General features: G+C 73.0%; 20 protein-coding genes. 18 read left to right on the forward strand and 2 right to left on the reverse strand.

The features are described 5' to 3' along the window. The first annotated feature begins 10 nt into the window (after positions 1–10). The 10 genes from ACIRG9_RS04035 to ACIRG9_RS04080 all read left to right on the forward strand — a co-directional run bounded on the left by ACIRG9_RS04035 (position 11) and on the right by ACIRG9_RS04080 (position 10557). Entirely contained in the window at positions 11–394 is a 384-nt protein-coding gene (locus ACIRG9_RS04035) for a hypothetical protein (RefSeq protein WP_402849745.1), read from the forward strand. 235 nt (positions 395–629) lie between these two features. Beyond that, positions 630–3455 (forward strand): Na+/H+ antiporter subunit A, encoded by a 2826-nt coding sequence (locus tag ACIRG9_RS04040; protein ID WP_402849748.1) that lies wholly within the window; start codon positions 630–632, stop codon positions 3453–3455. Beyond that, a complete protein-coding gene (locus ACIRG9_RS04045) occupies positions 3452–3922 on the forward strand; it encodes a Na(+)/H(+) antiporter subunit C (RefSeq protein WP_402849751.1) in 471 nt (156 codons plus the stop codon). Before ACIRG9_RS04040 ends, ACIRG9_RS04045 begins: the two co-directional genes overlap by 4 nt. A gap of 114 nt (positions 3923–4036) precedes the next feature. Continuing rightward, positions 4037–5545 carry a Na+/H+ antiporter subunit D gene (locus ACIRG9_RS04050; protein ID WP_402849754.1) on the forward strand — a complete coding sequence of 503 codons (1509 nt, stop codon included), beginning with the start codon at positions 4037–4039 and terminating at the stop codon, positions 5543–5545. Next, the gene (locus ACIRG9_RS04055) at positions 5542–6219 is read left to right on the forward strand and encodes a Na+/H+ antiporter subunit E (protein ID WP_402849757.1); all 678 of its coding nucleotides are present in this window, start codon (positions 5542–5544) and stop codon (positions 6217–6219) included. Before ACIRG9_RS04050 ends, ACIRG9_RS04055 begins: the two co-directional genes overlap by 4 nt. Then, positions 6216–6482, forward strand: a complete 267-nt coding sequence (locus tag ACIRG9_RS04060) for a monovalent cation/H+ antiporter complex subunit F (protein WP_402849760.1) — start codon at positions 6216–6218, stop codon at positions 6480–6482. The genes ACIRG9_RS04055 and ACIRG9_RS04060 overlap by 4 nt, the downstream gene beginning before the upstream one ends. Then, positions 6479–6808 carry a monovalent cation/H(+) antiporter subunit G gene (mnhG, locus tag ACIRG9_RS04065; RefSeq protein ID WP_402849763.1) on the forward strand — a complete coding sequence of 110 codons (330 nt, stop codon included), beginning with the start codon at positions 6479–6481 and terminating at the stop codon, positions 6806–6808. The genes ACIRG9_RS04060 and mnhG overlap by 4 nt, the downstream gene beginning before the upstream one ends. A 162-nt stretch (positions 6809–6970) precedes the next feature. After that, the gene (locus ACIRG9_RS04070) at positions 6971–8326 is read left to right on the forward strand and encodes a hemolysin family protein (protein ID WP_402849765.1); all 1356 of its coding nucleotides are present in this window, start codon (positions 6971–6973) and stop codon (positions 8324–8326) included. Between the two features lie 139 nt (positions 8327–8465). Beyond that, positions 8466–9530 (forward strand): hemolysin family protein, encoded by a 1065-nt coding sequence (locus ACIRG9_RS04075; protein WP_402849768.1) that lies wholly within the window; start codon positions 8466–8468, stop codon positions 9528–9530. 97 nt (positions 9531–9627) lie between these two features. Beyond that, the gene (locus tag ACIRG9_RS04080) at positions 9628–10557 is read left to right on the forward strand and encodes a sporulation protein (protein ID WP_402849771.1); all 930 of its coding nucleotides are present in this window, start codon (positions 9628–9630) and stop codon (positions 10555–10557) included. Between the two features lie 113 nt (positions 10558–10670). Here ACIRG9_RS04080 and leuE read toward each other — a convergent pair whose 3' ends face one another. Both leuE and ACIRG9_RS04090 read right to left on the reverse strand, forming a co-directional pair. After that, positions 10671–11339: a leucine efflux protein LeuE gene (gene leuE / locus ACIRG9_RS04085; protein WP_402849774.1), complete on the reverse strand. Its 669-nt coding sequence runs from the start codon at positions 11337–11339 to the stop codon at positions 10671–10673. Beyond that, positions 11336–12583 (reverse strand): bifunctional pyridoxamine 5'-phosphate oxidase family protein/GNAT family N-acetyltransferase, encoded by a 1248-nt coding sequence (locus tag ACIRG9_RS04090; protein ID WP_402849776.1) that lies wholly within the window; start codon positions 12581–12583, stop codon positions 11336–11338. Before ACIRG9_RS04090 ends, leuE begins: the two co-directional genes overlap by 4 nt. Positions 12584–12621: 38 nt before the next feature. Here ACIRG9_RS04090 and ACIRG9_RS04095 point away from each other — a divergent pair, with 38 nt between their 5' ends. The 8 genes from ACIRG9_RS04095 to rny all read left to right on the forward strand — a co-directional run bounded on the left by ACIRG9_RS04095 (position 12622) and on the right by rny (position 23427). Beyond that, positions 12622–13962, forward strand: coding sequence for an aminotransferase class I/II-fold pyridoxal phosphate-dependent enzyme (locus tag ACIRG9_RS04095; protein ID WP_402849779.1), 1341 nt, complete (start codon positions 12622–12624; stop codon positions 13960–13962). Positions 13963–14216: 254 nt separating this feature from the next. After that, on the forward strand, positions 14217–14915 hold the full coding sequence (locus ACIRG9_RS04100; protein ID WP_402849782.1) for a UdgX family uracil-DNA binding protein: 699 nt from the start codon (positions 14217–14219) through the stop codon (positions 14913–14915). 80 nt (positions 14916–14995) lie between these two features. Then, positions 14996–16138: an acyl-CoA dehydrogenase family protein gene (locus tag ACIRG9_RS04105; RefSeq protein ID WP_402849785.1), complete on the forward strand. Its 1143-nt coding sequence runs from the start codon at positions 14996–14998 to the stop codon at positions 16136–16138. A gap of 70 nt (positions 16139–16208) precedes the next feature. After that, entirely contained in the window at positions 16209–17507 is a 1299-nt protein-coding gene (locus tag ACIRG9_RS04110) for an MFS transporter (RefSeq protein WP_402849788.1), read from the forward strand. A 4-nt stretch (positions 17508–17511) separates the two neighbouring features. Continuing rightward, complete coding sequence (locus ACIRG9_RS04115) at positions 17512–17712, forward strand: DUF3046 domain-containing protein (RefSeq protein ID WP_018785963.1); 201 nt, start codon at positions 17512–17514, stop codon at positions 17710–17712. Between the two features lie 185 nt (positions 17713–17897). Then, positions 17898–20255 (forward strand): intein-containing recombinase RecA, encoded by a 2358-nt coding sequence (recA, locus tag ACIRG9_RS04120; RefSeq protein WP_402849792.1) that lies wholly within the window; start codon positions 17898–17900, stop codon positions 20253–20255. Positions 20256–20263: 8 nt separating this feature from the next. Beyond that, complete coding sequence (locus tag ACIRG9_RS04125) at positions 20264–20950, forward strand: regulatory protein RecX (protein ID WP_402849795.1); 687 nt, start codon at positions 20264–20266, stop codon at positions 20948–20950. Between the two features lie 710 nt (positions 20951–21660). Continuing rightward, positions 21661–23427, forward strand: a complete 1767-nt coding sequence (gene rny / locus ACIRG9_RS04130) for a ribonuclease Y (protein ID WP_402849798.1) — start codon at positions 21661–21663, stop codon at positions 23425–23427. Positions 23428–23448: the final 21 nt, after the last annotated feature.

Here is a 23448-nt window from a genome sequence, read left to right on the forward strand (position 1 = left end):
GAGGGCTTGGATGACCGTCGAGGGGCGAGGCTCCGGGCCCGGGACCGACGTGCTCATCCGCAAAGTCGACAGCCACCTCGCCGCGCTTCGCGCCGGCCTGCACGGCCCCGAGCTGGAACTCGCCGAGGAACTGGCCCGCTGCCTGCGCGAGCTGGTCGTCGCCACCGCCCATTCCAGCGCCGCCGACCGCGGGCTGGTCCGCGCCGCCGTGCACTATTTCGTCCTGCGCCGCGAGAGCCGCGGCAGCCTGCTGCCGGTGCGCTCCCTCGCCGCCGCGCAGCGGGTGGTCAACAAGGCCGTCCGCCAGCTCGGGCGCCCCGACCTGCTGGTGGAGACCCCGCGGGAGCGCCCGGCCCCCGAGCCGGCCACGACCATTCCGGCTCGGCACGCCTGACGCCGCGCGGCGACCCGGGCCTACCTCGGGTCGGCCTGCACGGGCGGTGCTGGCCTCCATGAACGCCCGTCCGGCGACGTCGCGCCGGGTGGGCCAGCCCGGCAACCCGGGATACGCCCAACCAGCCACCGAGCGGGGCATTTTCCGCAAACCTGCCCCTGGGGCGGCGATCTGACGTCTGATCGGTCGTGGCGCGGCGTGGCGGCACGCGCGGCCACCTCGACCTGGAGTATGCGTGCTCGTCCTGCTGATCCTGCACCTGGTGGCGGCCCTGCTCGCGCCGCCGCTGGTGGGCAGGTGGGGGCCGCGTGCCTGCTACCCGCTGGCGCTCGCCCCGGCCGCTACGTTCGGCTGGGCCGTCGCCCACACCGGGACGGTTCGCGCCGGTGGTGCGGTGGTCGAGACGTACCCCTGGATCGCGGACCTCCGGCTCGACGTGGCGCTGCGGGTCACCACCCTGTCCTGGCTGATGCTGCTGCTGGTCGGCGGCGTCGGCGCGCTGGTGCTGGTCTACTCCGCCCGCTACTTCCACGCCGGCTCGGCCGGGCTGGCCCGGTTCGCGGCCGTCATGGTCGCCTTCGCCGGGGCGATGCTCGGCCTGGTCGTCTCCGACGACCTGTTGCTGCTCTACGTCTTCTGGGAGCTGACCACGGTCTTCTCCTACCTGCTGATCGGGCACAGCACCGAACGGCGGTCCAGCCGGTTGGCCGCCACCCAGTCGCTGATCGTCACCACGCTCGGCGGACTGGCCATGCTGGTCGGCTTCCTCCTGCTCGGCCACCACGCCGGCGGCTACCGCTGGTCCGTGATCACCGCCGCGCCGCCGTCCGGCGGCGGCCACCTCGTCGCGGCCGTGCTGCTGATCCTGGCCGGGGCACTGGCCAAGTCCGCGGTGTTCCCGTTCAGCTCGTGGCTGCCGGTGGCGATGGCGGCCCCGACGCCGGTCAGCGCCTACCTGCACGCGGCGGCGATGGTGAAGGCCGGCGTCTTCCTGGTCGCGCTGCTCGCCCCGGCGCTCGCCCCGGCCGGCCCGTGGCGGCCGGTCACCGTGGTCGCCGGGCTGGTCACCCTGGTCCTCGGGGGCTGGGCGGCGCTGCGGCAGACCGACCTCAAGCTGCTGCTGGCGTACGGGACGGTCAGCCAGCTCGGCCTGCTGACCGTGGTGCTCGGCGCGGGTACCCCGCAGGCGGCCCTCGCCGGCATCACGATGCTGCTGGCGCACGCGCTGTTCAAGGCGGCGCTCTTCCTCGTCGTCGGCATCCTCGACCACAGCGCCGGCAGCCGGGACCTGCGCGACCTGTCCGGCGTCTGGCGGGGTGCGCCGGTACTCGCCGGGGTCGCCGCGCTGGCCGCCGCCTCGATGGCTGGGCTGCCGCCGCTGCTCGGCTTCGTCGCCAAGGAGGCGGTCCTCGCCGCGTTCCCCGGGCGGCCCGTGGTGCTCGCGCTGCTCGTCGCCGGCAGCGCCCTCACCGTCGCGTACAGCATCCGCTTCGTGTGGGGTGCCTTCGCCGCCCGGCCGGGCGTCCCGGCAACCGACATCGAGCGGCCCCCGGCCGTGCTGCTCGGCCCCCCGGCCCTGCTCGCCGTGGCCGGGCTCGCCGCGGGCCTGGCCGCCGGCCGGCTCGGCGGCCTGCTCCGCCCGTACGCCGAGCTGCTGGGCCCGGTCGAGGAGAGTCTGGCGCTCTGGCACGGACCGACCGTGGCGCTGGGCCTCTCCGCCGCCGCGATCGCCGGTGGCGTGGGGTTGCACCTGGTCCGTGGCCCGCTCGCCCCCGCGCTGGCCCGGCTGCGCGCCCCGGTCGGCGGCAATCAGGGGTACGAGTGGGTGACCCACCAGTTCGACCGGTTCGCCATCAAGGTCACCGGCACCACCCAGCGCGGTGCCCTGCCGCAGTACCTCGGCACCATGCTGCTCGTGCTGGTCCTGGTGCCCGGCGCGGCGATGTTGGCCAGCCGGCCCTGGCGGACCAGCGTCGTCGCCTGGGACACCCCGGCGCAGGTCGTGGTCTGCGTGGTGATCGCGGGGGCGGCGGTGCTCGCGGTCGGCGCCCGGCGTCGGCTCACCGCGATGCTGCTGGTCGGGGTGACCGGCTACGGCACGGCCATGATGTTCGTGCTCTACGGTTCGCCCGACCTGGCCCTCACCCAGTTCCTGGTGGAGACGGCCACCATCGCGGTGTTCGTGCTGGTGCTGCGCCGGCTGCCGGACCGCTTCTCGGCCCGTCCGTTGCGCAGCAGCCGCTGGGTACGCCGGGGGATCGGGGTCGCGGTCGGGCTGGTGCTGGCCGGGCTCGCCCTCGTCGCGGCCGGTGCCCGGCGTGCCCCGTCGATCTCGCTGGACTTCCCCGACCTGGCGTTCGCCGAGGGGCACGGCCGTAACGTGGTCAACGTGACCCTGGTCGACATCCGGGCCTGGGACACGATGGGCGAGATCTCGGTGCTGGTGGTGGCCGCGACCGGGGTGGCCAGCCTGATCTACGAGCGGTCCCGTACCGGGCCCCGCCCGCGCCGCCTGCAGCCTGCGCAGGAGCGGCGCACCGTGTGGCTGCGCGGCGGGGCCACCCTGCAGGAACACCGAAGATCGATCGTCTTCGAGGTGGTTACCCGGCTGATCTTCCACACCGTGGTGATCTTCTCCCTGTTCCTCCTCGTCTCCGGGCACAACGCTCCCGGGGGCGGATTCGCCGGCGGGCTGGTCGCCAGCCTCGCCCTGGCGGTCCGCTACCTGGCCGGCGGCCGGTACGAGCTGGCCGAGGCCGTCCCGGTCGGGGCCGGCACGGTGCTCGGCGCCGGGCTGGCGCTCTCGGTCGGCAGCGGCGTGGTCGGGCTGCTGACCACCGGCACCGTGCTGCAGAGCGTCAAGGTGTCCCTGTGGCTCCCCCTGGTCGGCCACTTCCACCTGGTCACGTCGCTCTTCTTCGACATCGGCGTCTACCTGGTCGTGATCGGGCTGGTGCTGGACGTCCTGCGCAGCCTCGGTGCCGAGGTGGACCGGCACGTCGAGGCGGCCGGCGAACCGTCCCAGGGCCTTGCCGTCGAGCGGGAGGCGGAGCGGAGGTGAGGCAGCCGAGCCTGGTCCTGGTGATCGCCGTCGGGGTGCTCGTCGCCACCGGCGTAACGCTCCTGCTGGAGCGGAGCCTGACCCGCATCCTGCTCGGCGTCATCCTGCTGGGCAACGGGGTGAACCTGTTGATCCTGGTCGGTGGCCGGCCCGGCGGCGCGCCGCTGGTCGGCACCGGGCCGGCCGGCGGGACGAGCGACGCCCTGCCGCAGGCCATGGTGCTCACCGCCGTGGTGATCACCTTCGGGTTGACCGCGTTCCTGCTCGCCGTCGCCTACCGGAGTTGGTATCTCAGCGGCGACGACGAGGTGCAGGACGACCTGGAGGACCGGCAGATCGCCCGGCTCGCCGAGCGCAACGAGGTGTCCACGGCGGACCTCGGCGGTGAGGGGCCGGACGAGGATCCGGAGCAGGTGGACCCGGAGCCGGCGCTGCGCCGGCTCCGCCGCCGGACGGAGGACCAGTGAGCGCGAGGAGTGAGCCGGTTCTGCGAGCCCCGCAGTCGCGAACAGGGGTGGCTGAGTGAGCGCGAGGAGTGAGCCGGTTCTGCGAGCCCCGCAGTCGCGAACAGGGGTGACCCAGTGACTCCGGCGCTGGTGCCGTTGCCGGTGGTGGTGCCGCTGCTCGGCGCCGCGCTCACCCTGATCCTGGGCAACCGGCCCAGGTTGCAGCGCTCGATCAGCGTGGTCGGCCTCGCCGCCACTCTGGCGGTCTCGGTGCTGCTGCTGGTCGAGGCGTACCGGCACGGGCCGGTGGTGGTCCAGGTGGGCGGCTGGCCCGCGCCGGTCGGCATCGTGCTGATCGCCGACCAGTTGGCGGCGCTGCTGCTGGTGGTCTCCTCGGCGGTGACCCTCTGCGTGCTGCTCTACTCCGTCGGCCAGGGCCGGTCGGAGGTCGGCGAGAGCGCGCCGGTGAGCATCTACCACCCCACCTACCTGGTGCTCACCGCCGGCGTGACCAACGCCTTCCTCGCCGGTGACCTGTTCAACCTGTACGTCGGCTTCGAGATCCTGCTGGCCGCGAGCTTCGTGCTGATCACGCTCGGCGGCACCGAGACCCGCATCCGCACCGGCCCGACGTACGTGGTGGTCAACGTGCTCTCCTCGATGATCTTCCTGACCGCGTTGGGCCTGGTGTACGCGGCCACCGGCACCCTGAACATGGCTCAGCTCGCCGGCCGGTTGGACGCCCTGCCGGGCGGCGTACGCCTGGGGTTGCAGCTCATGCTGCTGCTCGCCTTCGGCATCAAGGCGGCGGTCTTCCCGGTCTCCGCCTGGCTGCCGGACAGCTATCCGACCGCGCCGGCCCCGGTCACCGCGGTCTTCGCCGGCCTCCTCACCAAGGTCGGCGTGTACGCGATCATCCGCACCGAGACGCTGCTCTTCCCCGGCGGGCAGGTCGCCGGCCTGCTCCTGGTGGTGGCCGGGCTGACCATGGTGGTCGGCATTCTCGGCGCGGTCGCCCAGTTCGACCTGAAGCGGCTCTTCTCCTTCACCCTGGTCAGCCACATCGGCTACATGATCTTCGGGGTGGCGTTGAGCAGCGTCGCCGGCCTGGCCGGGGCGATCTTCTACGTGGTCCACCACATCACCGTCCAGACCACCCTCTTCCTGGTCGCCGGCCTGATCGAGGAACGGGCCGGCAGCACCGACCTGCGGCGGCTGGGCGGGCTGGCCCGGGTCGCCCCGGCGCTCGCCGTGCTCTTCTTCGTGCCGGCGATGAACCTGGCCGGCATCCCGCCGTTCTCCGGTTTCCTCGGCAAGCTCGGCCTGCTCCAGGCCGGCGTGGCGGCCGGCGGGGCGCTGCCCGCCGTGTTGGTCGCCGCCGGGGCGCTGACCAGCCTGCTCACCCTCTACGCCGCCTCCCGGGTGTGGAACATCGCGTTCTGGCGGGCACCCCGGCAGGCCGCCCCGCACCCGCCCGCGCGGCTGCCCGCGCTGATGGTCGGCGCCACCACCGCCCTGGTGGTGTTCGGCGTGGCGCTGACCCTGGCCGCCGGGCCGCTGTTCCGGGTCAGCGTGGACGCCGCCACCGACCTGCGCGAGCGCACCCCGTACCTGCGGGCCGTCCTGCCGGTGGGCACACCGTGACCGACGACCGGCCGGGCCGGCCGGCCGGCGGCGGGCCGACGCCGGAGGCCCGCCCGCCGGACGAGCCGCGCACGGCCCACGACCCGCAGGTGCCCGACGACGGACCGTCGGCGGCCGGCGGGCGGGGCGGGCGGCGCCGGGACCGGGCCGTGACGCTCGGCTGGCTGGTACTGATCTGGCTGCTGCTGTGGGGCGAAATCACCTGGGCCAACCTGCTCGGCGGCCTCGTCGTCGGCGCCGCGGTGCTGATCTTCTTTCCGCTTCCGCCGGTCACCTTCGGCGGTCGGCTCCGCGCCGGCGCGTTGCTGATCCTCGCGGTCACCTTCGTGGGCGAGCTGGTCACCGCCAGCGTGCACGTCGCCGCCATCGCGGTCCGCCCCGGCTACCAGCCGCGCGGCGCGATCATCGCGGTGCCGCTGCGGATCGGCACCGACCTCAACCTGGCCCTCACCGCCGAGCTGGTCTCCCTGGTGCCCGGCACCCTGATCCTCGATGTGGACCGCGACCGGGGCGTCCTCTACGTGCACGTCCTCGACGTCCGCCGCCCCGGGGACCTGACCGACAGCCGCGACCGCGTCCTCGCCGCCGAACGGCGCATCGTCCGCGCCGTCGGCTCCGCCGAGGAGGTACGCCGGCTCACCGTCGAACCCGTCGACAGGAGGAAACCCACATGACCACCGTCCTCGCCGTCGCGCTCACCGTGCTGCTCTCGGTCACCGCGCTGCTCGCCCTGACCCGCATCTATCGGGGGCCGTCGCTGCTCGACCGCGTCGTCGCCGCCGACCTGCTGCTCGCCACCATGCTCGGCGCGGTCGGCGCGGAGGCGGCGGTCAACCGGCATGCCACCACGCTGCCCGTGCTGGTGGTGCTCTCTCTGCTCGGCTTCGTCGGATCGGTCTCCCTGGCCCGCTTCGCCGTACGCGAGGAGACACGATGAGCACCATCGCCGACTGGCTGGGCGGATTCTGCCTGCTGGCCGGGGCACTGCTCGCGCTGGCCGCCGGGATCGGCGTGCTGCGTTTCCCCGACGTGCTGGGCCGGATGCACGCGGCCACCAAGCCGCAGGTGCTGGGCGTGCTGGTGCTCCTGCTCGGGCTGGCGCTGCGGCTGCGTACGGCCGCGGACCTGGGCATGATCGCGTTGATCGCGGTCTTCCAGCTGGCCACCGCGCCGGTCGCGGCCCAGATGATCGGCCGGGCCGCGTACCGGTCCGGGCGGATCGACCGCGAGCTGCTCGAGGTCGACGAGTTGGCCGGGCGGTGAACCGGACTGCGGGGAGGCTTCCCGGCACCTTCAGCGGATGTCCAGCCGGCGCCGATAGAATGGCCGCATGATCGACTCTTCTGCCCAGGAGGGCAGCAGTAGCCAGCCGGGTCCGGCCCGGCAACCCCTCGCCCCGACGACCCCGGGAGCCCTGAACCTCCCGTGCTGATCCTCGTCGGTCTCGTTCTCATCATCGTGCTCACCGCCGCCACCGGCTACTTCGTGGCCCAGGAGTTCGGTTACGTCGCCGTGGACCGGGGCAAGCTCAAGCAGCTCGCCGACGGTGGCGACCGGGCCGCCGCCCGGGCCCTGGAGGTGACCGGCCGGCTCTCGTTCATGCTCTCCGGCGCCCAGCTCGGCATCACCGTGACCGCGCTGCTGGTCGGTTACGCCGCCGAGCCGTACCTCGGTGCCGGGCTGGCCGACCTGCTCGGCGTCGCCGGGGTCTCCACCGGCGTCGCGCTGCCGCTGTCGGTGGCCCTCGCTCTGATCATCGCCACCGTGGTGCAGATGGTCCTGGGCGAGCTGGCCCCGAAGAACCTGGCCATCGCCCGCGCCGTACCTGTCGCTCGGGCGCTGGCCCGGTCCACCCTCGTCTACCTGCGGGTCGCCGGACCGGTGATCACCCTCTTCGACCGGGCCGCCATCCGGCTGCTGCGCCGGTTCGGCATCGAGCCGATCGAGGAACTGCCCAGCGGCGCCACCCCGGAGGACCTGGAGCAGATCATCGCCGAGTCCCGGGAGGAGGGGCACCTCGACGCCGCGATGTCCGACCTGCTCGACCGGGGCCTCGACTTCCGCGAGCTGACCGCCGGGGAGGCCATGGTTCCCCGGGTCGACGTGCACACCGTACGGGCCGACGAGCCGGTCAGCCGGATCGTCGAGCTGCTCGACACCGGCCACTCCCGGTTCCCCGTCCGGGGCGCCGAGGGGGTCGACGACCTGGTCGGTGTGGTCGGCATCGCCGACGTGCTCGGGGTGCCACCCGCCGAGCGGGCCACCACCCCGGTCTCGGCGGTGGCCGTACCCCCGCTGCTGGTGCCGGAGACGCTGCCGCTGCCGACGGTGCTGGACCGGCTCCGGGTCGGGCACCGGCAGCTCGCCTGCGTGGTCGACGAGTACGGCGGCTTCGCCGGCGTGATCACGCTGGAGGACATCGCCGAGGAGCTGGTCGGGCCGATCCGTGACGAGGACGACCCGCCCGAGCGGGCCCCGGCGCGGCAGGAGGACGGTTCCTGGGTGGTGCCCGCCCGCTGGCGGATCGACGAGGTCGCCGACAGCACCGGCATCGCGCTGCCCGAGGCACCCGAGTACGACACCCTCTCCGGGCTGGTCATGCGGGAGCTGGGCCGGGTGCCCGAGGTGGGCGACCGGCTGGAGATCAGCCTTGGCGTCGACGGCGACGACTCCGACGTCGAGCCGCGGGCGCTGGTCGAGGTGCTGGCCGTGGACCGGCACGTGGCCGATTCCGTCCGGCTCCGGATGACCCCGGCCGAACCCGGTGAGGAGGCGGCATGAGCGAGCGGAGTGAGCGAGTCATCGAGCGCAGTAAACATGCTGGGGCCGAGCGGGAGCGAGGTGGCGGCATGAGTGAGCGCCGGCGAGTGAATCATCGGCGCACTGCACATGCCGGCGCCGAGCCGGGCGAGGTGGCGGCATGACGCCTGGTTTCGCGCTGTTCTTCTCGGTTGTCCTGCTGGCCCTCAACGGGTTCTTCGTGGCGGCCGAGTTCGCCCTGGTGGCGGCCAAGCGGTACCGCCTGGAACAGCAGGCTGCCGGCGGGGGTCGGGCGGCCCGCGCGGCGCTGGACGGCGTCCGCGAGCTGGCCCTGATGCTGGCCGGGGCGCAGCTCGGCATCACCCTGTGCACGCTGGGGCTGGGCGCCCTGGCCGAGCCGGCGATCGAACACCTGCTCAGCCCGCTGCTGCACGCCGTCGGGCTGCCCGCGGCGGCGAGCCACGCGGTGGGGCTGCTGCTGGCCCTGGCCCTGGTGACCTTCCTGCACCTGGTGGTCGGCGAGATGGCCCCGAAGTCGTGGGCGATCACCGACGCGGAGCGCTCGGCGATGCTGCTGGCGCTGCCGTTCCGGGCCTTCGCCCGGGTCGCCCGTCCGGTGCTGTCCGCGCTGAACGCGCTGGCCAACGCGGTCCTGCGGGTGGTCGGCGTACGCCAGCAGGACCAGCTCGCCCAGGTGCACGGCCCGGACGAGCTGCGGATCCTGCTGGAGCAGTCCCGCGAGCACGGGCTGCTCGGCGCCGAGCAGCACCAGATGCTGACCAGCATGCTGGAGTTGCAGGGCACCACGGTGGCGCAGGTGATGGAGCCGTTCGAGCGGATCGTCACGGTCCGGCGGGACGACGACGCCGAGCGGATCGAGCACGTGTCCCGGGACAGCGGCCGTTCCCGGCTGGCCGTCGTCGACCCCGGTGGTGAGGTCTGCGGCCTGGTCCACGTACGCGAGGCGGTGCGGGCGGTCACCAACGGCCGTGCGACGACCGCCGGCGAGCTGATGACCCCGGCGTTCGTCCTGCCCGCCGGGGCCTCGGTCACCGAGGCGGTGGCGGCGATGCGCGGCCGGCAGGCCCAGTTGGCGCTGGTTCGCAACGGCGGCGGCCCGACCCGGCCGATCGGCTTCGTGGCCCTGGAGGACCTGTTGGAGGAGGTCATCGGCGAGTTCGACGACGAGACCGACCCGGTGCCCCGGGGCCGCCGGATGCGCTGACGCCCCGCCCCTTCCGTCCCGACGCCGCAGGCGTGCCCCGGCGCTGGCCGGGAATGCGCCGCGCACGGGTCGGCAACCAGGACGGGAGGGCGCGGGCGTGCGGCTGACCGGGGTGTCGTCGGAGTCCGCCTGGACCGGGCTCTCGGTGAGCACCAGCGTGCCCAACCCCAGTACCCGGCCGGGTCTGCGGCTGCCCGGCCGGGTGACCCTCACCGCCGCGGGTGAGGACGTGCCGGTCCGGCACGTCCGGCTCGGGCTGGTCGCCCAGGTCGAGCCGGAGGATCCGGACTCGCCCCGCCGGCTGGTGCAGTACCACCAGGTGCCGGTCGCCGGCCGGTTCGTGGTGCCGGCCGGGCGGCGGCGGGCGGTCGACTTCGCCTTCCCGCTGCCCTGGGAGACCCCGGTGACGATCTTCGGTGGGGTGCCGCTGATGAGCCTGCGCACCGGGCTGCGTACCGAGGTGTCGGTGGATCCGGACCTGGACCAGGGCGCGATGGTGCCGGTTTTCGTGCACCCGCTTCCCATCCAGCAACACGTGCTCGCCGCGCTGGACACCCTCGGCTTCGTTATGCGGCAGGCGGGCCTGCAGCAGGGCCGGCTGCCCGGGGTGGAGCAGAAACTGCCGTTCCAGGAGCGGCTGGGCTACTGGGTGGCACCGCTGTACGCGGGCCCGATCACCGAGCTGGAGGTGATCTTCGTGACCAACGCGGCGGGGCTGGAGGTGCTGCTCTGGCTGGACCGCCGGCTCGCCCTGGCCGGGGTCACCCACCAGAGCATCAGCCGGTTCCGGGTCTGGCACGCCGGGGCCGAGCAGCGGGACTGGGTCGCCACCGTGGACGGCTGGCTGCGGCACGCGATCGACCGGCACGCGGCGGCCGCCGCGCACGCCGACTGGTCCGCCATGATTCGGGAGTCCGCACACGTCAGCCGCCACCCGGACGAGCCCATCGCCCCCGGCTACGGCCTGGGCGGCACGGCCGGCAGCGCCGGCGTCGGCGGCAGCGGCGGCTCCGGCGACGGCACCTGACCGCCCCCGCCCCCGCCGCGCTCTTCGCCGATCATGGAGTTGTGGCGCCCACTCTGCCGTCATCGGCGGCTTCTGCGCGGCGCCACAACTCCATGATCGCGTGTCGGGCCCGGCTAGACCGAGGCGGTGGCGAGCTTGAGGCTGAAGCCCAGGAAGAGCATCCCGATGCCGGTGGTGGCGCCGGCGGCGAGGCGGCGCCTCCGGTGGAACTGGGCGGCCAGGAAGGTGCCCGTGAAGATCAGCGCGGTGAGGTAGAGCGCGCTGGTCACCTGGGCGATCAGCCCGAGCAGCACGAACGACAGCGCCGGCCAGGCGTACCCGGGGTCGACGAACTGGATGAAGAACGAGATGAAGAAGAGGATCGCCTTCGGGTTGAGCAGGCTGATCACCAGCGCCTTCCGGAACGGGCTGCGCAGTGCGGCCGGCTCCGCCGCGTCGATCAGCCGCGGCGTCGTCGGGTCGTTGCGGTCGCGCCAGCGCCGCCAGGCGCCGCGCAGCATGGTCAACCCCACGTAGCCGAGGTACGCGGCGCCGGCGTACTTGATCACCAGGAAGAGCGGCGGGTACGCCTTGAGCACCGACGCCACCCCGGCGGCGGAGAGGAACATCAGCACCGAGTCGCCGACGAAGACGCCGGCCGCGGCCCGGTAGCCCGTCCGTACGCCGCGCTTGGCGGCGGTGGAGAGCACGAAGAGTGAGTTCGGCCCGGGCAGCAGCACGATCGCCACGGTCCCCAGCACGTATGTCCAGATGTCGGTGATGCCCAGCACGCCGGACATCATGACGCCAGGGGTGCCGTCGGGCGAAGCCTTTCCCGCAGCCGAAGCTGTGCATTCGGCCACTCGCTCGCGAGCATCGAGTAGAGCGCGGAGTCCCGCCAGGATGCGTCGGCCCGCCGCCGGTTGGACCGCAGCGTCCCCTCCCGGGTCGCACCGAGCCGCTCGATGGCCCGCTGCGAGCGTTCGTTGAGCGTGCTGGTCTGCCAGGTCACCCGGATCGCGTCGAGCTCCTCGAAGGCGCGGGTGAGCAGCAGCAGCTTCGCCTCGGTGTTGATCCCGGTACGCCACCATGCCCGGCCGAGCTGGGTGAAGCCGATCTCCAACGTTCGAAGGTCGGCATCGGGCTGGTAGTAGGAGGTGGTGCCGACCACCACCCCGGTGGCGGCGCACCGCTGCACCCACGGGGTCCGGACCCCGCGCAGGTTCGCGGCCAGGGCAGCTCGGACGTAGCCGGCCATGTCGCTCACGCTGCGCGGCCGGAGGCTGCCGACGTACCGCCACACCTCCTCGTCGTCGAGCGCGGCGTACAGCTCCTCGACGTGGGAGAGGTCGAGCGGCTCCAGCACCACGTGCTCGCCCCGCAGCGCCACCGGCTCCAGCCAGGGTGAACGGGCCGGCCGCAGGTACGCCGGCACCCGCGCGGTCACCCCGACGTCCGGCTCCGGCGCCCCGGCGGTGAGCCGCAGTGGCACCACCCCGGCCCAGTAGGGCAGGTCGTGGTCGGCGGGATCGTCGCCCACCCCCTTGGCGCGGCTCCGTACCGACACCTCGCGCAGCGGCAGTGCCAGCACGGCCGTCTCGGCCAGTTCCCGTCGGGTTGGCGGGCGGCTGTCGGTGCTGCGCCCGGCGGCCACCTTCTCGACCAGCGCGGTGAGCACCTCGGCCTTCTCCCGCTCGTCGGTGACCAGGCGGGCGGTGCCGTGGACGACCACCGACCGGTAGTTGGCGCTGTGGTTGAACTGGGTCCGGGCGAGGACCAGGCCGTCGAGGTGGGTCACCGCGACGCAGACCGGCAGCCCGTCCCCGCCGCGGGCGGCGAGCAGCGGCCGGCTGCCGGTGGAGCCGTGCAGGTAGAGGGTGTCGCCGACGCGGACGTGCAGGGTGGGGAGCACGCGCGGCTCACCGTCGGAGACGAACGACAGCGCGCAGTGGTACGCCTCGTCCAGGGCGGCGTGCGCGGCGGCCTCGTCGTAGCTCATCCGGTGGCGCATCCGGGTGGCGGTGGTGCGTTCGGTTCGGGGGTACATGTGGCAGTCACCTTTTGTTCTAGTACAATCTCCGAACTGTGGCAGCACATTATCAGATCGCCGGCTCGTCCTCGGCCGCCATTTCGGCCAGCGTGGAAACCGGCATCCGCACCGGCGCCCTCGCCCCCGGCGACGCCCTGCCGGCCGTCCGCGCCCTCGCCGCCGAGCTGGCCGTCAGCCCGGCCACCGTCGCCAAGGCGTACCAGGAGCTGCGGCAACGCGGCCTGGTCGTCACCGCCGGCCGGCACGGCACCCGGATCCGGCCCCGCCCGCCGGTGGCCACCCGCCGCGCCATGCTGATGCCGCCCCCGCTGCCCGGCGCCCGCAACCTCTCCTCGGGGCAGCCCGACAGCCGGCTGCTGCCGCCGCTCGGCCCGCACCTGGCCGCGCTCGCCGCCGAGGTCGGTCCGCCCAGCGGGTACGCGGCCAGCGCCGTCCTGCCCGAGCTGGTCGCCGCCGCGCGGGAGCGGCTCGCCGCCGACGGGGTGCCGGCCGGGGAGATCACCGTGACCGGGGGCGCGCTGGACGGCATCGAGCGCCTGCTCGCCGCCCACCTGCGCCCCGGCGACGCGGTCGCGGTCGAGGACCCCGGCTGGGCCAACCTGCTCGACCTGATCGCCGCGCTCGGGCTGCGCGCCGTCGGGGTGCCGGTCGACGACGACGGCCCCACCGAGCCGGGCGTCCGGGCCGCCCTCGCCGCCGGGGCCCGCGCGCTGGTCGTCACCAGCCGCGCCCAGAACCCGACCGGCGCCGCCGTCTCCGCCGGCCGGGCCGAGGAACTGCGTACGCTGCTCGCCGGCCGGCCCGACCTGCTGCTGATCGAGGACGACCACGCCGCCGAGCTGGCACGCGTACCCCTGCACCCGCTGGCCGGGGCGACCCCGGCGTGGGCCTTCGTCCGTTCGGTGAGCAAGCCCTACGGCCCCGACCTGCGGCTCGCCGTGCTCGCCGGCGACGAGGCCACCGTGGCCCGGGTGGCCGGGCGCGTCCGGGTCGGTGCCGGCTGGGTCTCCACCGTGCTGCAGCGCCTGGTCTTGGCGCTCTGGCGCGACCCGGCCACCGCGGACCTGGTACGCCGGGCGGCGGAGAGCTACGAGCGGCGGCGGTCCGGGCTGGTCGAGGCGCTGGCCGCCCGCGGGCTGCCCGCCCAGGGCCGGACCGGGATCAACGTCTGGGTGCCCGTCCCGGACGAGACGGTGGTGGTCACCGCGCTGCGCGACGCCGGCTGGTCGGTCGCCCCCGGCGCGCTGAACCGGATCGCCGCCGCCCCCGGCGTACGCGTCACCGTCAGCTCCCTCGACGAGGCCGACCTGGCGCCGTTCGCCGACGCGGTGGCCCGGGCCGTCCGTCCCACGGCGCCGGCCGGCTACACCGCCTGACCCGGCCGCCGCCTGGAGCCGGATGCGGCATGGCGCGACCCCGGACGGGTACCCGCGGGCCGGGAGGTGGACGACAATGGCTTCGAACAGGTCCAGGACGGGGCTCTGGATCGCCGTGGCGGTGGTGATCATCCTGGTGATCATCGGCATCGTGCTGGCCACCCGGCACGGTGGCGGAGGTGGCGGCGGCTACTGACGCGGGATGCCGTACCCCGGACCGGGCGGCGCACCCGAAACCGGTATATAAAGTCGGCATGGCCGAGACCGAGAGCGCACCCGGCGCCCAGGAGTTCATCCCGCCGCAGGCGGACACCATCGACCAGCTACGCGCCGCCGCAGCCGGCTGCCGGGGCTGCGAGCTCTACCGGGACGCCGCGCAGACCGTCTTCGGCCGGGGCGACGAGAGCGCCCGGGTGGTCTTCGTCGGCGAGCAGCCCGGTGACCTGGAGGACCAGAAGGGGCTGCCCTTCGTCGGCCCCGCCGGCCGGGTGCTGCGCCGCGCGGTCGACGACGCCGGCATCGAACCCGGCCACATCTACCTCACCAACGCGGTCAAGCACTTCCGGTTCGAGCTGCGCGGGAAGCGGCGGATCCACCAGACGCCGGACCGGGTGCACATCACCGCGTGCCGGCCCTGGCTGGTCGCCGAGTTCGCCCGGCTCCGCCCGGCGGTCGTGGTGGTGCTCGGCGCCACCGCCGCCAAGGCCCTGCTCGGCCCGGCGTTCCGGGTGACGAGACAACGCGGGGAACTGCTGCCCTGGCCGGCTGCCGCCCAGCGCCCCGAGGACTTCACCCGGGTGCCGGTGGACAACACCGGCAAGGTGGCCGACGCCCCCGAGGCCCAACTGCTGGCCACCATCCACCCCTCCGCGGTGCTGCGCGCCGACAACCAGGACGTCGCGTACGACGGCCTCGTCGCCGACCTCAAGGTGGCCGCCCGCGCCCTGCGGTGAAAGGACGGGCCCCCTATCAACGCCTACGGTAGAGAAGGTCGCCCTTCTCACCGCGGGGCGGCGGCGGGCACACTCGTCGCATGGAGCAGCATCTCTACGATCCGGTGCACGAAGAGTTCCGCGACCTGTGCCGCACGTTCCTGGCCCGGGAGGCGGTGCCGCACCACGCGCGCTGGGAGGCCGACGGGATCGTCGACCGGGCAGTGTGGCGCGGGGCCGGTGCCGCCGGGTTGCTGGGCATGGACGTCGACGAGGCGTACGGCGGCGGGGGGCAGCGCGACTTCCGGTTCAACGCGGTGCTCGACGAGGAGATCGTCGTGGCGGGCTGCTCGGGTCTCGGGTTCGGGCTGCACAACGACGTGGTGGCCCCGTACCTCACCGAGTTGACCACCGGCGACCAGCGCAAGCGCTGGCTGCCCGGCTTCTGCTCCGGCGACCTGGTCACCGCCATCGCGATGAGCGAGCCCGGGGCCGGTTCCGACCTGGCGGGAATCCGTACCAGCGCGGTCCGCGACGGCGACTCGTACGTCCTCAACGGGCAGAAGACCTTCATCACCAACGGGGAACTGGCCGACCTCGTGGTGGTGGTCGCCAAGACGGCGCCGGACCGGGGCGCGCACGGGGTGAGCCTGATCGCCGTGGCGACCGGCACCCCCGGATTCAGCCGTGGCCGGCGGCTGGCCAAGGTCGGCCTGAAGGCCAACGACACCGCCGAGCTGTTCTTCGACGACTGCCGGGTGCCGGCGGAGAACCTGATCGGCACCGAGAACCACGGCTTCTACCACCTGATGGCGAACCTGCCCCGGGAGCGGCTGAGCATCGCCGTCGTGGCCGTGGCGGCGGCCGAGCGGCTACTGGCCCTCACCCTCGACCACGTCCGCTCCCGGGAGGCGTTCGGCCGGCCGATCGGGTCGTTCCAGCACAACCGCTTCCTCCTCGCCGAGCTGGACACCGAGGTCACCATCGCGCGGACCTTCGTCAACCACTGCGTCACCGAGTTCAACGCCGGCCGGCTTACGGCGACCGACGCGGCCAAGGCCAAGTGGTGGACCACCGAACTCCAGAACCGGGTCGCCGACCGCTGCCTCCAGTTGCACGGCGGCTACGGCTTCATGCTGGAGTACCCGGTGGCACGGGCTTGGTTGGACGGCCGGGTGCAGACCATCTACGGCGGCACCACCGAGATCATGAAGGAGATCATCGGCCGCGGCCTCGGCCTGTAGCAGAACCGGGTGCCGGTGGCCCGGTCGGGTACGGGAGGATGGGTCACCCCTTACCGAGGAGCATCCACGCATGGCCACCGACCTGACCGTCCCGGCACCGTCCCGGCCCGACGTCGCGCGGATCCAGCGCCGGACGCTGCGGCTGCTCTTCGCCACCCAGACCATCGGCGGGATCGGTGTCACCATCGGCGTCGCCGTGGGCACGCTGCTCGCCGCCCGGATCGCCGGCACCGCCGTGGCCGGTCTGGCGCAGAGCGCCGCCGTGGTCGGTGCGGCGTTGCTCGCCGTCCCGGTCACCCGGATCATGACCGGGTACGGCCGCCGGCCGGGCCTGGTGGTGGCGTACCTGGCCGGGGCGGCCGGGGGCGTGCTGGTGGTGCTCGCCGCGGTCACCCGCCAGGTGCCGCTGCTCTTCCTCGGCATGCTGCTCTTCGGCGGCGGCAGCGCGGCGAATCTCCAGGCCCGCTACACGGCGGTGGACCTGGCCGAGCCGGCCCGGCGGGGGCGCCAGCTCTCGCTGATCGTCTGGGCCACCACCATCGGTGCGGTGGCCGCCCCGAACTTCGCCACGCTCGCTGATCACACCACCGGCGGCTGGGGGCTGCCTCCGCTGGCCGGCCCGTTCGCCTTCAGCGCCACCGCGTTCGTGCTGGCCGCCGTCGTACTGCTGATCCTGCTGCGGCCCGACCCGCTGCTCACCGCCCGCCGGCTGGCGGCGGCCGAACCGGTCGCGGCGCCGGCCGGGGCCGCCGCGCGGCGCGGCACCGGGATGCGGTCGGCCTGGCGGGTGGTACGCGAGCGACCCGCCGCCCGTCTCGGCATCGCCGCGGTGGCGGTCGGCCACCTGGTCATGATCGCGGTGATGTCGATGACCCCGGTACGCCTCGGCGAGTTCCACCACGACGCCGACGTGCTGCGGGTGGTCGGTGTCGTGCTGAGCCTGCACATCGCCGGCATGTACGCGCTCGCCCCGGTGGTGGGCTGGCTCACCGACCGGCTCGGCCGGCGTCCGGTGATCCTCGGTGGGGTCGGGGTGCTGCTGGCCGCCTGCGCGGTCGCCGGCACCGCCGGACACCACACGCCGGGTCTCTCGGTGGGTCTGGTGCTGCTCGGGCTGGGCTGGTCGGCGACCATGGTGGCCGGTTCCACGCTGCTGTCGGAGTCGGTGCCCACCGCCGTCCGGCCGGTGGTGCAGGGGCTCTCCGACCTGACCATGGGGCTGGCCGGCGCCGGTGCCGCGGCGCTCAGCGGGTTTGTCATGCGGGTGGCCGGTTATCCGACGCTCACCCTGCTGGCGGCGATCGCGGTGGTGCCCCTGGTGGCGCTAGCGTTGCGTCCGGTGCCGACGGTGCCCGGCGAGGAGGATTGATCACGTGCGGCTGACCGATTTCTGGACCCGGCTGGAGGAGGCGTTCGGGCCGGGCTACGCGGCCAGCATCGCCAGCGACCAGGTGCTGTCCCAACTCGGCGGGCGGACCGTCGAGCAGGCCCTCGCGGCGGGCGAGGAGACTCATGTGGTGTGGCGGGCGGTGGTCGCCGCGTATCCCGACCGGGTGCCCGCGCGGCTACGCTGAGCAGCCTTTTTCGCGGGTCCGCGTGTCGCTTGCCGAGTCGTACACCTGTTCGGCTATTGTCCACAGCGGGGTGCTCGTCCACAGCTCGCGGCCCGTCGGCTGGTTTTCTGTCGGACCCAGCGCCTAGCGTGTCCCGCGTGACGCGAAGCTCAGGTAAGACGCCGGCGAAGGCAGGGGTGGCAACGATGGCGGCAGGGCAGGACCGGGAGAAGGCACTCGACCTTGCTCTCGCTCAAATCGACAAGCAGTTCGGCAAGGGGTCGGTGATGCGGCTGGGGGAGCGGCCGGTCATCCAGACCGCCGTGATCCCGACCAGTTCCATCGCGCTCGACGTCGCGCTCGGCGTGGGCGGTCTGCCCCGCGGCCGGGTCGTCGAGATCTACGGGCCGGAGTCCAGCGGTAAGACCACGGTCGCCCTGCACGCGGTGGCCAACGCCCAGCGGGCCGGCGGCATCGCCGCCTTCATCGACGCCGAGCACGCGCTCGACCCGGAGTACGCGAAGGCCCTCGGCGTCGACACCGACGCCCTGCTGGTCTCCCAGCCGGACACCGGCGAGCAGGCGCTGGAGATCGCGGACATGCTGGTCCGCTCCGGCGCGATCGACATCATCGTGATCGACTCGGTCGCCGCCCTGGTGCCGCGCGCCGAGATCGAGGGCGAGATGGGCGACAGCCACGTGGGCCTCCAGGCCCGGCTGATGAGCCAGGCGCTCCGCAAGATCACCGGTGTGCTCAACAACACCGGCACCACGGCGATCTTCATCAACCAGCTCCGCGAGAAGATCGGCGTCATGTTTGGAAGTCCCGAGACGACGACGGGTGGTCGGGCGCTGAAGTTCTACGCCTCGGTCCGGCTCGACGTGCGCCGTATCGAGAGTCTCAAGGACGGCACCGAGGTGGTCGGTAACCGCACCCGGGTCAAGGTGGTGAAGAACAAGTGCCTCGCCGAGGGCACGATGGTCTTCGACCCGGCGAGCGGGCGGACGCACCGGATCGAGGAGATCGTCGATGGGCGGCTGCCCGTTTCGGCGGTGGCTGCGGCCAAGGACGGCACCCTGCACACCCGTCCGGTCGTCTCATGGTTCGACCAGGGTGAGCAGGATGTCATCGGGGTACGCCTACGTGGTGGCGCGATGATCTGGGCGACTCCCGATCACAAGGTTTTGACCGACCGTGGTTGGAAGATTGCAGGCGAGCTGGCTACAGGCGACCGGGTGGCGCAGCCGCGCCAGTTCCTCGGCTTCGGCGACTATGAGCCCTACTCGCCTGACCAGGCGCGAATGCTCGGCTACCTGATCGGTGACGGATACGTCGGCGGGAAGACCCCGCTGCAGTTCATCAACATTCAAGAATCGCTGAAAGCCGACGCCGCGCGGATCGCCAGCGGCCTCGGCTGCGACACGCACGATCACGCCGACAAGCTTGCTATCTCCTTCTCCCACCGTCCGGGGGAGCGTAACGAACTGCTGGCGCTGTGCCGCCGAGCGGGCATCTACGGCAAGCTGGCCTGGGAGAAGACGATCCCCGTCGAGTTCTTCCACCCGGAACTCTCCCGCGAGGTAGCGGGCAACCTGCTCTTCGGCCTGCTCGAGAGCGACGGTTGGGTGAGCAGGGAGCAGACCGGTGCCATCCGGGTCGGCTACACGACCACCTCGGAGCAGTTGGCTCACCAGTTCCACTGGCTGTTGTTGCGGCTTGGCATTGCCAGCTCAGTTCGTCACTATGACCCGACCGACCAGCGTCCCAGCCTCATTGAGGGGGGCCGCGTCCAGGCGAAGCGGGTGTGTTACGAGGTTCGGGTGGCCGGTAGCGACAACGTCGAGGCGTTTGCCGGGGCCGTCCCGCTCTGGGGTCCGCGCGGTGTCGTGCTGCGCGAGGCGCTGAGCAACCAGGAGGGGCGCCGCCGGGGTTCGCAGGCGGTCTACCTTTCGCCGGTTCTCACTGAGCCGGTGCTGGCGCACCTTGCGGGTAGAGGAGTCACGCCCACACTCGCCGCTCAGTTGATCGGCGTAACGGCTGGTGATCCGCGCGGTGGCATGAAGCAGGTTCTCGGGTTGCATCAGATCCGGCGAGACCGACTCCAACTGCTGGCGGATGCGCTCGACGACCCGTTCTTGCGCGAACTCCTCGCCGAGCAGGTGCGCTACTCCACCGTCAAGGAGATTCTGCCGGCCCGGCGAGCCCGGACCTTCGACGTCGAGGTTGACGAACTGCACACCCTCGTTGCCGACGACATCGTCGTGCACAACTGCGCCGCGCCGTTCAAGCAGGCCGAGTTCGACATCATGTACGGCAAGGGCATCTCCCGCGAGGGCTCGCTGATCGACGTCGGCGTGGAGCAGGCGATCATCCGCAAGTCCGGCGCCTGGTACACCTACGACGGCGACCAGCTCGGCCAAGGCAAGGAGAAGGCCCGCGAGTTCCTCCGGGAGAACCCGGACGTGGCCGCCGAGATCGAGAAGAAGATCCTGGAGAAGCTCGGCGTCGGGATCGGCGTGGGCGACGCCACCGGTGGCCCGGAGCTGCCGCCGGTCGACTTCTGACCTGACCCGTGGCAGGACGACGTGCCCGTACGGGGCGGGGCTGGGATGCCAGTCCGCCCCGCACGGGCGATGCCACCACCCCGCCCCGCCCCCGCCGGGGTCGCCGTGCCGAGGAGCCCGATTCCGAGGCCGCGCCGCCCCGGGACGAGGCCGAGCTGGCCCGGGAGATCTGCCTTCGGCAGCTCGCCGTCCGGCCGCGTACCCGGGCGGAGCTGGCCGGTGCCCTCGCCCGGCGGGGCATCTCCGAGGAGGTCGCGGCCCAGGTCCTCGACCGGTACGACGAGGTCGGCATCGTCGACGATGCCGCCTTCGCCCGAGCCTGGATCAGCAGCCGGCACTCCGGCCGTGGGCTGGCCCGGCGGGCGCTCGCCAACGAGTTGCGCCAGCGCGGCGTCGACGGCGAGGTGGCCAGCGAGGCGCTCGGCGAGCTCGACGAGGAGACCGAGGCGGAGACGGCCCGCGCCCTGGTGGAGCGGAAGCTGCGGACGGCCCGGGGCGAGCCCGACGCGGTGTTCCGCCGCCTCGTCGGCATGCTGGCCCGCAAGGGCTATCCGCCGGGGGTGGCGATCCGGGCGGTGAAGGACGCCCTGGCTGCGCAGAGCGCCGAGGCGGCCGAGTTCGCCGAGCACGTCGACGCCGACGCGCTCGCTGACGCCGATTACGACCTCGACCGGGACGCGCGACGTCCCGACTGACCCGCCACCCACTGGGCCCCTCCTAGTGCTGGCCCGGGAGGCCCGGCCGGCGCCCGTACAACATTTCCGGAAACCAGCGCTACCGTTGCGTCGAGTCACACACTTCCCCGAAGCCGCGGTTCCGGGCCCTGAGCTGCTGCGGCGCGGGTCTGAGCAGGTCGGAAAGGTGACCGCGGGGGTCGGACGGCCGAGGTGTTTGTCCGGCCGTGTCCGGCATCTGATCGGCGCAGCGTAGTGCCGCGACTTCTCTCCGTCCGGGTGATTTGATCATGAGTTCTTGACCGAACGGCCCTCGGAGACCTAGCCTCGCCATACAGGCTCACATTGCCCGACCAGCGCAGGCTAAGCGCACAACATAGAACGCGTAACAGAACAGCATCACTTTGGGCCAGCTTCACCGGCCTTTGACGGTAGTTCCGGGACGGGGTTCCGGAACCGACCGACAACTGCAACCGGCCGCCGGCGATGCCCGCATCGGGCACCGCTGACGGAAAGCTACCCACGGCCAGTCGCTCCGGTCGGGCGTCCAGAGCCGCAGGTGCGTGCCCATTTGGCACACGACCTGCGGCGTGACGTTCAGGGGAGGCGGCCATGGCGCGGCGGCACAGGTTCACCGGCGGTCTTCCACGTGCCGCCGGCGGGGGACCGCCTGCCGGCCTGCTGCCGGCCACCGGGGACCGGCGATCCGGCCGCCCGTTCGGAGCCGCCGTATGAGCGCCTTCGACTTCGTCATCCTCGCGGTGGTGCTGATCCTCGCCGTCGTGGTGGTCGGTGCCGTCCTGGTCGGGGCCCGCACCCTGCGCCAGTTCAGCTTCGGGCCCGCCCCCGAGGACCCGGCCTTCATCGCCGAGAAGGACCGGCAGGAGCAGTCGCTGGCTGCGCTCCGCAGCGCCGCCGACGAGGCGAACAGCACGATCGACGTGGCGAAGTCGGTCGCCGCGGCGGCCCGTGCGGAGGCGGCTGCCGCCAAAGCGGAGGCGAAGGCGGCCCGCGCCGAGGCCGGGCGGGTCCTCGACGACGCCCGGACCGAGGCCGACACCGTGCTGGAGCGGGCGCACAAGCAGGCCGAGGCGGACGCCGAGCAGCTCCGCGCGACGGCCCGGCGCAGCGGTGAGCGGGAGGTGGCGGTGCTCGCCGCGACCACCCGCGAGCAGGCCGCCGAGGTCGAGCGGCGGGCGGCCAGGATGGACGAGCGGGAGCGGCTGCACACCGAGGAGGTGGAACGGCTCGCCGAGCGGGAACGGCAGCTCACCGCCGCCAGCGCCGCCCTGGCCGCTCGGGAGGCGGCCCTGGCCGAGCGGGAGCAGGCGCTCAAACAGGCCGAGGAACAGCGCCGCCGGGAGTTGGAACGGGTGGCCGGGCTGACCGCCGAGGCGGCTCGGGTCGAGCTGGTCGAGTCGATCGAGAGCCAGGCCAAGCGGGAGGCGGCCCTGCTGGTGCGAGACATCGAGTCCGATGCGCGCAGCACCGCCGAGCAGCGGGCCCGGCACATCGTCGTCGACGCCATCCAGCGGGTCGCCAGCGAGCAGACGGCGGAGAGCGTGGTGAGCGTCCTGCACCTGCCGGGCGACGAGATGAAGGGGCGGATCATCGGCCGGGAGGGGCGCAACATCAGGGCCTTCGAGTCGGTGACCGGGGTCAACCTGATCATCGACGACACCCCTGAGGCGGTGCTGCTCTCCTGCTTCGACCCGGTACGCCGGGAGGTCGGCCGGCTCACCCTGGAGAAGCTGGTGCTCGACGGCCGGATCCACCCGCACCGGATCGAGGAGGTCTACGACCTGGCCCGGCACGAGGTCGAGGAGCTCTGCCACCGGGCCGCCGAGGACGCCCTGGTCGAGGTCGGCATCACCGAGATCCACCCGGAGCTGGTCAACCTGCTCGGCCGGCTGCGCTACCGGACGTCGTACGGGCAGAACGTGCTCAAGCACCTGGTGGAGACCGCGCACATTGCCGGGATCATGGCCGCCGAGCTGCGGCTGGACGTGCCGACGATCAAGCGCAGCGCGTTCCTGCACGACATCGGCAAGGCGCTCACCCACGAGGTGGAGGGGAGCCACGCCATCATCGGCGCCGACCTGGCCCGCAAGTACGGCGAGAGCGACGACGTGGTGCACGCCATCGAGGCGCACCACAACGAGGTGCCGCCGCAGACCATCGAGGCGGTGCTCACCCAGGCCTCGGACGCCTGCTCCGGCGGCCGGCCGGGGGCCCGGCGGGAGAGCCTGGAGGCGTACGTCAAGCGGCTGGAGCGGATCGAGGAGATCGCGGCCGGCAAGCTCGGCGTGGAGAAGGTCTTCGCCATGCAGGCCGGCCGGGAGATTCGGGTGATGGTCAAGCCGGAGGACGTCGACGACATCGGCGCGGCGGTCCTCGCGCGGGACGTGGCCAAGCAGATCGAGGAGGAGCTGACCTATCCGGGCCAGATCCGGGTGACCGTGGTCCGCGAGTCCCGGGTCACCGAGATCGCCCGCTGACCCCGACGACGCAAGAAGGGC

It is taken from the genome of Micromonospora sp. NPDC093277 (assembly GCF_044765245.1).
GTDB lineage: Bacteria > Actinomycetota > Actinomycetes > Mycobacteriales > Micromonosporaceae > Micromonospora.

What these genes read in the sequence shown, in the direction of transcription:
- leuE (WP_402849774.1), bottom strand. Translation starts at nt 11,339, where the DNA reads ATGATGTCCGGCGTGCTGGGCATCACCGACATCTGGACATACGTGCTG.
- ACIRG9_RS04075 (WP_402849768.1), top strand. Translation starts at nt 8,466, where the DNA reads ATGACGCCTGGTTTCGCGCTGTTCTTCTCGGTTGTCCTGCTGGCCCTC.
- ACIRG9_RS04035 (WP_402849745.1), top strand. Translation starts at nt 11, where the DNA reads ATGACCGTCGAGGGGCGAGGCTCCGGGCCCGGGACCGACGTGCTCATC.
- rny (WP_402849798.1), top strand. Translation starts at nt 21,661, where the DNA reads ATGAGCGCCTTCGACTTCGTCATCCTCGCGGTGGTGCTGATCCTCGCC.
- ACIRG9_RS04090 (WP_402849776.1), bottom strand. Translation starts at nt 12,583, where the DNA reads ATGTACCCCCGAACCGAACGCACCACCGCCACCCGGATGCGCCACCGG.
- ACIRG9_RS04110 (WP_402849788.1), top strand. Translation starts at nt 16,209, where the DNA reads ATGGCCACCGACCTGACCGTCCCGGCACCGTCCCGGCCCGACGTCGCG.
- ACIRG9_RS04060 (WP_402849760.1), top strand. Translation starts at nt 6,216, where the DNA reads ATGACCACCGTCCTCGCCGTCGCGCTCACCGTGCTGCTCTCGGTCACC.
- ACIRG9_RS04100 (WP_402849782.1), top strand. Translation starts at nt 14,217, where the DNA reads ATGGCCGAGACCGAGAGCGCACCCGGCGCCCAGGAGTTCATCCCGCCG.
- ACIRG9_RS04105 (WP_402849785.1), top strand. Translation starts at nt 14,996, where the DNA reads ATGGAGCAGCATCTCTACGATCCGGTGCACGAAGAGTTCCGCGACCTG.
- recA (WP_402849792.1), top strand. Translation starts at nt 17,898, where the DNA reads ATGGCGGCAGGGCAGGACCGGGAGAAGGCACTCGACCTTGCTCTCGCT.
- mnhG (WP_402849763.1), top strand. Translation starts at nt 6,479, where the DNA reads ATGAGCACCATCGCCGACTGGCTGGGCGGATTCTGCCTGCTGGCCGGG.